Annotated in this window: 5 protein-coding genes and 1 CRISPR repeat array; of the genes, 1 reads left to right on the forward strand and 4 read right to left on the reverse strand. The window is 53.3% G+C overall.

Features of this window, described 5'->3' with window-relative positions; all coding sequences use genetic code 11:
- Nucleotides 1-9 precede the first annotated feature (9 nt).
- A CRISPR array of direct repeats spans nucleotides 10-7,239; the repeat unit is 29 nt; unit sequence GTGTTCCCCGCGCGAGCGGGGATAAACCG.
- A gap of 63 nt (nucleotides 7,240-7,302) precedes the next feature.
- The 3 genes from sbcB to JJB97_RS16595 all read right to left on the reverse strand — a co-directional run bounded on the left by sbcB (nucleotide 7,303) and on the right by JJB97_RS16595 (nucleotide 11,453).
- The gene (gene sbcB / locus JJB97_RS16585) at nucleotides 7,303-8,730 is read right to left on the reverse strand and encodes an exodeoxyribonuclease I (RefSeq protein WP_238715169.1); all 1,428 of its coding nucleotides are present in this window, start codon (nucleotides 8,728-8,730) and stop codon (nucleotides 7,303-7,305) included.
- Between the two features lie 626 nt (nucleotides 8,731-9,356).
- Entirely contained in the window at nucleotides 9,357-10,358 is a 1,002-nt protein-coding gene (locus JJB97_RS16590) for a glycosyltransferase family 8 protein (RefSeq protein ID WP_238715170.1), read from the reverse strand.
- Between the two features lie 816 nt (nucleotides 10,359-11,174).
- The gene (locus JJB97_RS16595; protein ID WP_238715171.1) at nucleotides 11,175-11,453 is read right to left on the reverse strand and encodes a DUF3192 domain-containing protein; all 279 of its coding nucleotides are present in this window, start codon (nucleotides 11,451-11,453) and stop codon (nucleotides 11,175-11,177) included.
- A gap of 729 nt (nucleotides 11,454-12,182) precedes the next feature.
- Between JJB97_RS16595 and sbmC the strand changes: the two genes are divergently transcribed.
- On the forward strand, nucleotides 12,183-12,671 hold the full coding sequence (gene sbmC / locus JJB97_RS16600; protein WP_238715174.1) for a DNA gyrase inhibitor SbmC: 489 nt from the start codon (nucleotides 12,183-12,185) through the stop codon (nucleotides 12,669-12,671).
- Nucleotides 12,672-12,869: 198 nt separating this feature from the next.
- Here sbmC and JJB97_RS16605 read toward each other — a convergent pair whose 3' ends face one another.
- Entirely contained in the window at nucleotides 12,870-13,820 is a 951-nt protein-coding gene (locus JJB97_RS16605) for a c-type cytochrome (RefSeq protein WP_238715172.1), read from the reverse strand.
- Nucleotides 13,821-13,927: the final 107 nt, after the last annotated feature.

Here is a 13,927-nt window from a genome sequence, read left to right on the forward strand (position 1 = left end):
TTTGTTTCGGTGTTCCCCGCGCGAGCGGGGATAAACCGCGTTCTGGAGTGGTACAGGGAAGAGCGAAATTGTGTTCCCCGCGCGAGCGGGGATAAACCGAATTCCTGACACAGGGATTTGAGGATACCAAAGTGTTCCCCGCGCGAGCGGGGATAAACCGTACCACACGGCAGGGTTATGCAAATTTTCAACGTGTTCCCCGCGCGAGCGGGGATAAACCGGCGTTCTTCCTGACCCCGCGAGTGGGCTGGAAGTGTTCCCCGCGCGAGCGGGGATAAACCGCGGGGTAAACGGTGTTTATTGGAATGGCAGGTGTGTTCCCCGCGCGAGCGGGGATAAACCGGCTATTTTGAGTATCGCCAGGAAGAACGGCAAGTGTTCCCCGCGCGAGCGGGGATAAACCGCCAGCTCTGTTATTACTCAGTTCAGCCAGGCAGTGTTCCCCGCGCGAGCGGGGATAAACCGCGGCCCCTGCCACGTCTCACGCACCCACAGCCGTGTTCCCCGCGCGAGCGGGGATAAACCGGTTGGCAGTATTATCGATGCGGCCATCAGCGAGTGTTCCCCGCGCGAGCGGAGATAAACCGGTCGAGTTCATGCAGGGTAGCTTTTGCATGCAGTGTTCCCCGCGCGAGCGGGGATAAACCGAACAGTGACTGAGGTGAGGGGCTGGTATTCCCGTGTTCCCCGCGCGAGCGGGGATAAACCGGGTGAAAGCCGCTGGTGTTGCAACACCAACGAGTGTTCCCCGCGCGAGCGGGGATAAACCGCGCAAGCGGCAACGAAAGCCGCTACCGACGCAGTGTTCCCCGCGCGAGCGGGGATAAACCGCATTCGGTGCTTCAGCAATCGACGAGAACGAGGTGTTCCCCGCGCGAGCGGGGATAAACCGTGATGAAGCGGATCATGAACGACAACCTTCTCGTGTTCCCCGCGCGAGCGGGGATAAACCGGACTGAAATCATTACCCGCCGCCCCTGTCCTTGTGTTCCCCGCGCGAGCGGGGATAAACCGCGACTGGATGTCAGCAGGTCTCGGGCGAAGAAGTGTTCCCCGCGCGAGCGGGGATAAACCGCGCTGCGCCTACTTGCCCTGACATAGACGTATGTGTTCCCCGCGCGAGCGGGGATAAACCGAACAACGATACGGACAGTATCTCTGACCTGATGTGTTCCCCGCGCGAGCGGGGATAAACCGTTACGTTACCGACGCGGATGTTGTCGTGAGGGGTGTTCCCCGCGCGAGCGGGGATAAACCGCCAGCGAAATGGCGCATATCCAGTGCTCCCACGTGTTCCCCGCGCGAGCGGGGATAAACCGGCAAGAATGCTTGAAAAGCGCCATATCAGGATGTGTTCCCCGCGCGAGCGGGGATAAACCGTTGTCGCAGGCGCGCCAGCCAACTGGAAAATAGTGTTCCCCGCGCGAGCGGGGATAAACCGCCGGTGTGTTCGAGGCCGCCGCCATTGACCTGGTGTTCCCCGCGCGAGCGGGGATAAACCGATATGCCGCTGCCGGCCCTTCCATCCAGAAGCGTGTTCCCCGCGCGAGCGGGGATAAACCGGAGGTGAGCGAGGGTATAGCGTCTTTGTTTCGGTGTTCCCCGCGCGAGCGGGGATAAACCGCTGGCAAACGTGCAGCCTTTACCCGGTAGCAAGTGTTCCCCGCGCGAGCGGGGATAAACCGTTTACATCTACGACGTGATTGGTGCCTGGGGCGTGTTCCCCGCGCGAGCGGGGATAAACCGAGGCCAAAGAAACCAGCACGTGGGAGAAATCGGTGTTCCCCGCGCGAGCGGGGATAAACCGGTCATCGCCATGCTCAAGCCGGAGTCGTTTTACGTGTTCCCCGCGCGAGCGGGGATAAACCGTTTTTGGCTTTCTGCTTCCAAAAACAAGCCTTGTGTTCCCCGCGCGAGCGGGGATAAACCGGCAGGTTATTCCGGCCTGGCGGTGGCGCTAAAGTGTTCCCCGCGCGAGCGGGGATAAACCGTGCGTCAACAGCCGCTTTCCCAATTCGCTCGAGTGTTCCCCGCGCGAGCGGGGATAAACCGCATTATACAGTAGAGGGGCTTCGCTGGCTGGCGTGTTCCCCGCGCGAGCGGGGATAAACCGGCGAGGACAGCAACGCCCTGACCTACGCATATGTGTTCCCCGCGCGAGCGGGGATAAACCGGTGACTAACGAGCTTGTTGGCAAAGGCGGCGGGTGTTCCCCGCGCGAGCGGGGATAAACCAGTGAATGTTTTCGCATATGACGGGATTTCGCTGGTGTTCCCCGCGCGAGCGGGGATAAACCGCCAGTTCAACGACCGGCAATGGCGACTGATAGGTGTTCCCCGCGCGAGCGGGGATAAACCGGTAAGACGCCGCTGGAGGTTTTCAGGGTTATCGTGTTCCCCGCGCGAGCGGGGATAAACCGGTACTGTTATGGAGTTAGTCATTTTCATGTCCGTGTTCCCCGCGCGAGCGGGGATAAACCGTACTGCAACAAATCCGAGCACCACATTGAGTAGTGTTCCCCGCGCGAGCGGGGATAAACCGGCAAATGGATGAGCTTTACCAGCACATGAAAGGTGTTCCCCGCGCGAGCGGGGATAAACCGCGTGACCGTCGAAGATGTTGCGCCGATGCTCCGTGTTCCCCGCGCGAGCGGGGATAAACCGACGGTGATTAATACTGACTGGGGGCTGCCGTAGTGTTCCCCGCGCGAGCGGGGATAAACCGAGAAAAAACCAAAACTGTTATCGAAGATTGAGGTGTTCCCCGCGCGAGCGGGGATAAACCGGACATCAACGCGATCGCTACGGATGAGCGTCTGTGTTCCCCGCGCGAGCGGGGATAAACCAGTTACGGCCTTGTTACGCGCAAAACACGACCCGTGTTCCGCGCGCGAGCGGGGATAAACCGGGTTTCTATAACCTCAAGCCCGGATTTATTTGGTGTTCCCCGCGCGAGCGGGGATAAACCGCCTGCTGAGGTAGCAGTGACGAAATGGGTAGAGTGTTCCCCGCGCGAGCGGGGATAAACCGTTATTGCAAAAGCGCCGGTAAAAACCGGAAAAGTGTTCCCCGCGCGAGCGGGGATAAACCGGATTCCAGTTACAGAAGTGCGGGAATCGTCTTGTGTTCCCCGCGCGAGCGGGGATAAACCGGGTTTCTATAACCTCAAGCCCGGATTTATTTGGTGTTCCCCGCGCGAGCGGGGATAAACCGGTTATTCGCGGGCTGTTTTCAGTTTTTGATAAGTGTTCCCCGCGCGAGCGGGGATAAACCGCAGAGCAGGCAAACAAGGCTGCCCAGCAACTTGTGTTCCCCGCGCGAGCGGGGATAAACCGCCTTTGGTACTTTGAATGTGCCTTTCACATACGTGTTCCCCGCGCGAGCGGGGATAAACCGATGCAGATAGCGACGAGCATAAGCGGCAGCAAGTGTTCCCCGCGCGAGCGGGGATAAACCGAGGCTCAGACGGCATTCAACCGCTATGTAAGAGTGTTCCCCGCGCGAGCGGGGATAAACCGGTGCGGGCAATATGGCCGTTGGATCACTGGCAGTGTTCCCCGCGCGAGCGGGGATAAACCGGCATCCGGCCAACTGGCCGACTTTGATTCTGCGTGTTCCCCGCGCGAGCGGGGATAAACCGTAAATACGGTCGCCATAAACTGGCGAACGATGGTGTTCCCCGCGCGAGCGGGGATAAACCGTATACTTGTGATAGACTTTTTACGTAATAAACGTGTTCCCCGCGCGAGCGGGGATAAACCGCAACCCTATTATGGTGTCCGGGCGGTAGATGAGTGTTCCCCGCGCGAGCGGGGATAAACCGCTGAGAACGGCAAGCCGTTTGCCAGCCTGAAAGTGTTCCCCGCGCGAGCGGGGATAAACCGTTGACTGGCCAGCGCAAGTCGGCATACGACGGCGTGTTCCCCGCGCGAGCGGGGATAAACCAGGTTTTTATTGAAGAATCGCTTGAGTTAAAACGTGTTCCCCGCGCGAGCGGGGATAAACCGTTGTTCGAGCTGATGCTGGCGCACCACACCGAGTGTTCCCCGCGCGAGCGGGGATAAACCGAAAATCAGCAATACCATTGAGCAGGTAGAAGCGTGTTCCCCGCGCGAGCGGGGATAAACCGCATACGGTATCGAGATACGCAACGTCACCGGCGTGTTCCCCGCGCGAGCGGGGATAAACCGATGGAGGCATTACACAATGACAAACGAGGTACGTGTTCCCCGCGCGAGCGGGGATAAACCGTGCTCTTGGGCGCTCCGGGAATGGGGGGCGATGTGTTCCCCGCGCGAGCGGGGATAAACCGATTCCGCATATCGCCGGGATATCCATGCGCCCGTGTTCCCCGCGCGAGCGGGGATAAACCGGCCGTTTCCGGGTGTTCAACACCTGCGAGCCGGTGTTCCCCGCGCGAGCGGGGATAAACCGACATTATGTTGACCGAAGGCCAGCCTATTTTCGTGTTCCCCGCGCGAGCGGGGATAAACCGGGCTGGATGCCGCCCGGAAAGCGATGCTACTGGTGTTCCCCGCGCGAGCGGGGATAAACCGCTCTCCGTCAGTCTCTAATCCAGCTTCGAGATGTGTTCCCCGCGCGAGCGGGGATAAACCGAATGCAGCGAGATCACCAGTCTTTCCCGTTCCGTGTTCCCCGCGCGAGCGGGGATAAACCGCTGTTGATGTTACTGAAACAATCAGGAAAAAGGTGTTCCCCGCGCGAGCGGGGATAAACCGTTATAGTATTGAATTTGAGGAAGTATTTTAATGTGTTCCCCGCGCGAGCGGGGATAAACCGCCATGCTGCCAATCTGCCCGGCGACGCCCGCGGTGTTCCCCGCGCGAGCGGGGATAAACCGTGCTACAGGGTATAGCTGACTTAGTATCTGAGGTGTTCCCCGCGCGAGCGGGGATAAACCGTTGTAAATGGTGGGGTTAATCAGGGCGTATGGGTGTTCCCCGCGCGAGCGGGGATAAACCGTCGGATGGCCTAACTGGCTTTTCACCAGCATCGTGTTCCCCGCGCGAGCGGGGATAAACCGCGCATGGAAAAAGCCGCGCAGGACCTGGCTATGTGTTCCCCGCGCGAGCGGGGATAAACCGACTCAGTGATGGCTTCCAGAATCAGCGATTCGGTGTTCCCCGCGCGAGCGGGGATAAACCGTAGGTCGCCAATGCGCCGCGGCAGCTTGTCGTGTGTTCCCCGCGCGAGCGGGGATAAACCGTGACTTTTAAACCGTGTTTTTCAAATGCTTTGGTGTTCCCCGCGCGAGCGGGGATAAACCGTCCTTGCCCTGCGTCAGTTCCAGTAGTTTCCAGTGTTCCCCGCGCGAGCGGGGATAAACCGGGGGGGTTCTGATGGTCGCTAAACGCAGAAATGTGTTCCCCGCGCGAGCGGGGATAAACCGAGGATTATCTATGGCCGACTGCCAAACAGATAGTGTTCCCCGCGCGAGCGGGGATAAACCGCTTTCCTTGCTCTACAGCCAACTCAGCAGCACGTGTTCCCCGCGCGAGCGGGGATAAACCGAAACGCTACTCTCTGACCTGGACAGCATCGCTGTGTTCCCCGCGCGAGCGGGGATAAACCGCACATTTCACAACAATGGTGCTTGCATATGACGTGTTCCCCGCGCGAGCGGGGATAAACCGTGGGCCTGGGGGGAGTTTCAGCAACAAATTGCGTGTTCCCCGCGCGAGCGGGGATAAACCGCGCACTGATGGCGGCCGTAACAGTGTTGCAGGGTGTTCCCCGCGCGAGCGGGGATAAACCGACCATTTTGTAAAACGCGGGCGCGATGTCGGTGTGTTCCCCGCGCGAGCGGGGATAAACCGCCCTCGAATAACCTTGCTGGTTTGAGAAATGTGTGTTCCCCGCGCGAGCGGGGATAAACCGCGACATCCATCACTGAAATTGTCAGAAATATTGTGTTCCCCGCGCGAGCGGGGATAAACCGGATCCTCTCTTTGGGAGTGAGGGGGCACCACTGTGTTCCCCGCGCGAGCGGGGATAAACCGTGCGCATACGACAAGCTGCCGGCAGAGATAAAGTGTTCCCCGCGCGAGCGGGGATAAACCGTAATTTTAGTTCCGCAGGATATGCAGCCATCGGTGTTCCCCGCGCGAGCGGGGATAAACCGGAATTTTATATGCTGATGGCTCAAACCATTGAGTGTTCCTCGCGCGAGCGGGGATAAACCGGATGCTCCTGGGTTTACTTATAGTTAAGGTGAGTGTTCCCCGCGCGAGCGGGGATAAACCGTGGATTAATCAAATGATTGATAACGGATTTATGTGTTCCCCGCGCGAGCGGGGATAAACCGGCCTCGAAAATATTGGGTTATATTACCTCAGCGTGTTCCCCGCGCGAGCGGGGATAAACCGGGCGTGTCGGAATGGTGCTGGTGGATTATCTGGTGTTCCCCGCGCGAGCGGGGATAAACCGGGCACAGCCAGCAGCTAATGTTCCCACGGAAAGTGTTCCCCGCGCGAGCGGGGATAAACCGGGCACAGCCAGCAGCTAATGTTCCCACGGAAAGTGTTCCCCGCGCGAGCGGGGATAAACCGACCACATTGCTCGCCGGCTGAATCGCAAATGTGTGTTCCCCGCGCGAGCGGGGATAAACCGATAGCCGCGCTATTTACGCCCGTATCGCGTATGTGTTCCCCGCGCGAGCGGGGATAAACCGATAGCCGCGCTATTTACGCCCGTATCGCGTATGTGTTCCCCGCGCGAGCGGGGATAAACCACTCTCGCTAGCCAGGCTCATGCCGGTTGCGGCGTGTTCCCCGCGCGAGCGGGGATAAACCGGGGGTTAGTATCGTAATCCCTAACCTTCTTTCGTGTTCCCCGCGCGAGCGGGGATAAACCGGGCTGCATGTACGGGAAAAATATCACCAGCCCGTGTTCCCCGCGCGAGCGGGGATAAACCGGTCGCCGCGAGCAGGATCAGGAACTGACCGCCGTGTTCCCCGCGCGAGCGGGGATAAACCGCGCCAGTGGATAGCAGCATTTGCTGAGAATGGGTGTTCCCCGCGCGAGCGGGGATAAACCGAGCAGCGCCCAACGTTTCACGAAATTCGCGCCGTGTTCCCCGCGCGAGCGGGGATAAACCGTTCTTTAACTTTCCCGAGGGAAATACATTCTTGTGTTCCCCGCGCGAGCGGGGATAAACCGGCATTGCAGGGGGAAGAAACTTCATTCGGTGCGTGTTCCCCGCGCGAGCGGAGATAAACCGGCAACAGAAGCCTTTGCCACCATGCGGGCGAAGAGTTCCTCGCGCGAGCGTTAGGTTTATGGATTAACCGACCAACTCCTGCGCATATTGGTATAGCGCCTTTACCAGCGCTAATTTTTCGGCATTGTCCTGATACTGGTGGTAAAGCCTCTCCAGCTCCCGGGCGTAAGCCTGTAAGTTTTCCGGGGTAAATATTTCACGGCGATGTTGTAGCCAGCGCTGCTGCTCGGTTTCATCCAGCGTACCGGGAAAATTGCGCCCCCGGTAATTAAACAATAACTTCTCGATACGCTTGTCAAAAAATGTAATATCAAGCGCAGGCAGGTTCTGCGGCGGCGTTGCCAGTACAATTTTCATTGCAGCGCGGTCGGCGTCGCTGAAAAAACCATCATAGAGCTGTGTATCCACATTGTCAGAAGTAATGAAAGGGGGTGCTTCTGCGTACAATGCAATTACTTTTTCTCGCACCTGAGGATTTGAAAGGAGTTGTTTTAGGTTTTCAATACACTGCTGATGATTAATACCCAGGCGTTCGGCGTCCTGCGGGCGTAGCGTATTTGCCTGCGCGAGCACCGGGCATTTATTAAGGTGTACCAGCTTAACAGGCACCGCAGCGTTACTACCCAGCGCGGACCCTGGCGTATAAAGACGTTCTCGCAGCGCGTCGGCATCAAGCTCCAGCAATGGCGATATGTCGCCTGCCAAATCGACAGTAATCACTGCATTACGGTTGTCGGGATGCCAGGCCAGCGGTGCAATCAGGCTGGTGTTAGCGCGTGAGGCGCCGAACATTCCCGAGACATGTACCAGCGGTTTCATCTGTGGAATGTCAATGAGCGTTGCCAGCTTTTGTTTATTGCGATATGCATAAAGGTAGTCAAACAGGCGCGGTTGACATGTTTTTACCCGTTGCGCCATTGCGATGGTAGCGTAAACATCTGCCATTGCGTCGTGGGCGTTTGCGTGTTCAACACCGTTAGCGGCAGTGAGGTGCTCGAGGCGGAAACTTGGCAAACCTTCGTCATTCTTTGGCCAGTTGATGCCGTCCGGGCGTAGCGCATAGCAGGCGCGCATAACATCAAGTAAATCCCAGCGGGAATTGCGGTTTTGCCAGCTCCACGCATAGGGATCATAAAAATTGCGATAGAAAATATTGCGCGTGACTTCGTCGTCGAAGCGAATATTGTTATATCCTACGATACAGGTGTTTGGTACGGTAAACAGTTCATGAATGCGTTCAGCGAAACGCGCTTCGCTGTCGCCGCGCGCCAGCGCCTGCTGGGGTGTAATGCCGGTAATCATAACGGCTTCTGGCTGCGGAAGGTAATCGTCGGCCGGTTTACAGTAAAAAACCTCGGGCTCGCTAATAATATTGAAATTGGCATCGGTACGAATGGCAGCAAACTGCGCGGGTCTGTCCAGCGTTGCGCTGGTGCCAAACGTTTCGTAATCGTGAAAGAGGAAGCTTGGCTGATTGTGTTTGTCGTTCACGGTTTTTGGTTTCCTCTTAATATATCGGTATGACGCGCCACTTCTGGTTCTTACTGGCGGTGCGGTTTTTATATGCTTACGGTTGGTTGATTGCATATCACCTTCGCCATTTTATCTGTACAACGGGTGATGAGTACATCATCAGGTTTATGGTTGTATACAAAAATTATTTTGTGGCAGACGGTGGCATAGGCTGCGTTTGCTACACGATAAGCCAAAATTCAGGGGGCGGGGTAGAAGTAACGGCGCCGGGGTGCCGGGAAGGGCTTATAAGGCAAACAATTCGTTGACGCAATTCTCGGGCGTCAGGCCATTTGGAGAGACAGGGGCGCGTTTCTTTTTAATGCCCTGTATGTTCTGCTACGTTATTTTGTATTTCATACCGTTAAAATACAGCATCTCCAGCCGGCGTCTGCGGTTTAAAGGTTCAATAATGACGCGTTGCTTTTTATAAATGCCAGCAACCTGCCATGCTCTTCGCCTCATTGCGTCATGCCAGAGAAATTCATACCGGGGCGCTGCCATGCCTGGTTGCGGCACATCTGCCCGGCACATTATCAGCGCATCATGCCGGGCGGCCATTAAACGGAAAATATACCCGCTACAGGGAGGGTAACCTTCTGTATTTAAGATAACTTATCACTGAGTTTTTTTGTGATATATCTGACTTGAGTCCAGATGCCACGGAGATAATTTTTCTGGCTAAACTCATGCTTAGAGCGTGATTTGAGTAAATTTGCGTTATGCGCATCCAGCAAAGGTTCGTTCGACCAGGGAGATTGTTTCCATGCAATATCGAAATAGGTTGATGAAGGGTAACGCATCCACTGTAGCCACGGTTTTGAACCGCTTGTGTAATGTATAAATATTGTTTCATCAGTAATTGTTTCTTTGTAATTACTGAGGCTTTTTAAGCCGAAGTGATAGGCCGCATCGTAAATTTGATTGTATTTGTTGTCTAATATTACGCAATTTCCCTGGAATAAAATATTCAAGACATCCTGATCAAGAAAGCTGAATTCCTTGCTTTTGTCGGAAAGCATAGAAATCGCCTTTTCACTAAAATGCTGTTTTTGCCATTCGCTCAGGTTGATATAAATGACGCCTGCATTAAAGTATTTGCCAGCCAGCCCGGTAACCCCCAGGCGTGCTTCGCACTTTTCCTGTACTTTATCAAGATCGGGTATAATCGCGGCAAATTTGCCGGTAAGATCCAACTGAAATAGTTCATCAGGGCAGCTTTTACAGATGACGTCTGCATCAAGATATAGCGCGTGTGTTTTATCAGATAAATAATGGAATGCGATAAACCGATAATAAGTCGCCACCGACCATTTCGCACGCACAGGGAATTTGGTAAATGCGGCGCTGTCAATAAAATAAATGTAAACGTTAGTTTCGAAATTCTTTGCCAGTAAATTGAATTTTTCCAGGGTATGATTATCTATATAATCTGTGAAAAAATGGAAATTATATTTTTCTTTACTGTTAATAAGAATAGAAGTGGCAGACACCCCGGCGCCTAACAGAAAATTTTTATCTATGCAATAGACAACATCGCGCAGAGGGCTATTTTCTTGCTGCTTTTGATATTCATTGCTGATAATGTATTTTACTGCGTTGTCCATAGTGATGTTGCCTGCAATTCAATAATGGATGGGAGGGTATTATACCGTCTTTAAATACTGGCGCAATCGTGCATTCGTTGTTGCTTGTATTTAAAATAATTGCTGATTAGTCCGCTTTCATTTCCAGCAGTGGCGCCTGAATCCGTGCCTGTTTCTAAAAATAATGGCGCTATATTTTTCGCGTTAATTACTTATTGTTGAGTTTAACTGATAACGCTAACCAGGTATTTTCACTGGGTCTCGGCATTACAGATTGTATTCTGTATCCAAGCCTCGGTATTTTACCGAAGCTATAATACCTTCAGTTTGAGCAAGTGTCAATATTCATAAGGATAAAGAGGGGCAGAGGTTAAGTTAGAGACCTATGTTAACATTTTGTGTAATTAAATACGCCAATTACTTCAGAGAAATATTCCGCTTATTACATATAAAATAATTAATTGGGGGAGAAGTGCTATTACAGGAAGTAAACGGTTAAAGATGGGGAGTGTCTGGTAGGCTGGTGTTTATATATAAACACCACTTTTATTTTCTCTATAACGAGATTTTGCCATATCAAACACGAAGCTGGAATCATTGTTCTGCCAAATATAAGCCCTCAACACAAGTTGGCGGGTTGGTAATTATTAAACATGGCGATGTTTGCTGCAGGCGAACTAAGTTGCGAAAGCTGAATTAAGCCGCAACACAATAGCGTAATTATTCCGTCTGGCGTGAACTGGTTCGCATGGATTAAATTTATGGGCTATCGTAAATAGTGTTTTTTTAAAGTTTATCTACGATAGCGCTTGAGGCCATAAATTATCAACCTGTCGGCTAACCGGCATTTTTCGCGATTTCCGGGCCGATTTGTGCGGTAGTATCGTTAATTAATACTATGCGATAATCATATTTATTAAGACTCCAGCTTTTTTGCCTTTTGTTCATATAAGTGAGCACTTCCATTTCACCGTCCTGATAACTTTTATCGGGCGTGCCCATTTTCGAAATGATTTCCTGCTTTGACATCCCTACATCAATATCCGAGATTTTCCCACCGCAAGCGCAGGCGGAAAGCATGAAGGCGCAGAGCGCCAGAAAGGGATATTTAATCATACGTAACCTTTTACATTCGATTGCTCTTTTATCGCAGCGTAATATACCTGAACCGCGTGAATTTTTTGTAGTAAATTGTGCACCTGCGCGGAGAGTAGGAAATTTCTGTAGTAAATCTATCAGATAACCCTTAAGAAAATAGCGTTATTTTTTATTGCGAAGTAAACGGTTGTATCTTATGGGTGTTCCTTGGTTTTTTACCGCTGATAAGGTAAACCGCACTGCTCTTTTTCAAAAAGTTAAAACATAGCGCGGAGAGTAAATTTATTGATGATTTTGTGCGCGTTTGAAGCTATATCAAGCCGGAAGGGGCGTATCTGGCACAGGCCTGGTACGCGGACTCTGTACTTACTGTTAAAAACCTGAAGCAGGAAGCCGCCTGCCTTCATTGCTCACCAGGAGGACAAAACGCACTTTGCGGCTAATGGCTTAAAATTATTGACGTGTTTTACTGACGTTTTGGGTTGTCGTCATTTGTTCAGGCGTTTATCAACCGTCTCAGCAGGTTATAAGCCGCCGCACAGAAAGTGAATATAGCGCTATTGAAGCCGGGAGGGAGCGCTATATCTTGCCGTACCTATTCCTGTAACTGTTAGGGTGCAACAGGATGAAAATTTAACCACAATCATGGGATGCCGCCGGCAAATTTCAGCTTTGCGTATTGTAAGGAAATCAAGCATTTGATTTTATCTGTATAAATACACAGCCAAATATTGGCCGGGAGACATGATGAAATACCAGATTAAGGTTATTGCGCCACGTACGCTAGCCGGTTTTCACCTGGTTGGGCCGTGGGAACGTACTGTTAAACAGGGGTTTGAGCAGCTTTATGCCTGGGTGAAAAGTCAGCAGTATCCTGCAGCGCAGTGGATAGCTGTATATTTTGACAACCCGGAAGTTACGCCGCCAGAAAAGCTGAGTTGCAATACCTCTGTAGCGGTGCCGGATGATTTTGTGATCCCGGCCAACAGCGAAGGCGTTATCAAAACGCGCCTTGAAGGCGGGTTGTTCGCCGTAGCGAGCGCCAGGGTGAAAAATAGTGATTTCACCACGCCGTGGTTAGATTTTTTTGCTGCTCTTGAGGCCGATAAAGGCTATATATTCCGAGACGCTCCTTGTTTTGAACTTTACCTCAACGACGGCGCTAGCGGCGTATGGGAAATTGAGATGTACATCGGCGTAGAAAAAAACGCGCCGCATGATGTTCCAACCTGCTAATGATATGCGGGCTTGCGTTTAACCGCTAAAACCCACTGGACGGAAGGCGGAGGTTGAATGGCATGGCGATTTGTCTGGCGCCGGGGAGCAAACAGATCCCACTGTGCGGTGCAAAGTACATAATTTATTTCAACGGGGGCGTTTGGTCGCGTACAGCGCTGCGTGGCGGCCTGGATGGGGCCACGCAGCGTTTCGGCATTACTCCTTGAGTTTTTCACGCATCTTTTGTACGTCGCTTGCGCTGACAGCAGACGCCGCATTACCCCAACTATTGCGGATATACGTCAATACATCGGCAATTTGCCGATCGTTCATCGTTGCAGCAAAAGAGGGCATAGCGGGAGCAGTCGGATGTGTAGGGGTATCCGCGCCGCGGCTGCCAGCCAGCACAACGCGCATAAGCGATACCGGCTGTTGCGCGTTAATGGGCGCGCTGTTGGCAAGCTGCGGAAAAATATTTTTCTCGCCTTTGCCGGTTGACGTATGGCATGCCGAGCAGCGATCAAAATAGATAGCCTTGCCGGTCACCATTTGCGGATTATCCGGCTTTAGCGCTGTTGGCGGTTGTTTCTCATTATCTTTTAATGATTTGAGGTATACCGCGACAGCCTGTAAATCGGCGTCTTTCCAGTGCTGCGAGGCGTTTTTTACCTCTTCGGCCATTGGGCCGGAAGCGCTGTCATAGCGATTTATGCCATCGCGCAGATAATCTTTGATGTCCTGTATGCTCCAGCGGCCCAGGCCGTCGTGGTTTGCGCCGGTAATGTTTGGCGCCCACCAGTTTTCAACTTCCGCCCCTTGCAGGAACCGCTCGTTTTTATCGCCGCCGAGGATATTTTTGGGCGTGTGGCAGGTTCCACAGTGGCCAAGCCCCTGCACAATGTATGCGCCGCGATTCCATTCGGCTGATTTTGACAGATCAGGCTGGTATTCGCCTTTGTCAGCGTTCAGCCAGTTCCAGACAATAAGGCTGGCGCGTATATTAAAGGGGAAGGGAAGCTGGTTCGTTTCAACCCATTGGCGAACAGGCGTGAGCGTTTGCAAATAGGCCCAGATAGCGCGGTTATCTTCATCTGTAACTTTGGTATAGGCAGTAAACGGCATTGCGCCATAAAGCCGCTTGCCGTTATGGCCGATCCCCTCTGACATGGCGCGCTTAAAATCGCTGTAGCGCCATTTTCCAATACCGGTGGCGATATCAGGCGTGATATTCGCGCCAACTAAATAGCTGCGCGGAATAGTAGATCACTTTGAGG

It is taken from the genome of Tenebrionibacter intestinalis, from assembly GCF_016632365.1.
Lineage (GTDB): Bacteria > Pseudomonadota > Gammaproteobacteria > Enterobacterales > Enterobacteriaceae > Tenebrionibacter > Tenebrionibacter intestinalis.

Coding starts and splice junctions, on each gene's coding strand:
- JJB97_RS16590 (WP_238715170.1), bottom strand. CDS start 10,358: ATGGACAACGCAGTAAAATACATTATCAGCAATGAATATCAAAAGCAG.
- JJB97_RS16595 (WP_238715171.1), bottom strand. CDS start 11,453: ATGATTAAATATCCCTTTCTGGCGCTCTGCGCCTTCATGCTTTCCGCC.
- sbmC (WP_238715174.1), top strand. CDS start 12,183: ATGAAATACCAGATTAAGGTTATTGCGCCACGTACGCTAGCCGGTTTT.
- JJB97_RS16605 (WP_238715172.1), bottom strand. CDS start 13,820: ATGTCAGAGGGGATCGGCCATAACGGCAAGCGGCTTTATGGCGCAATG.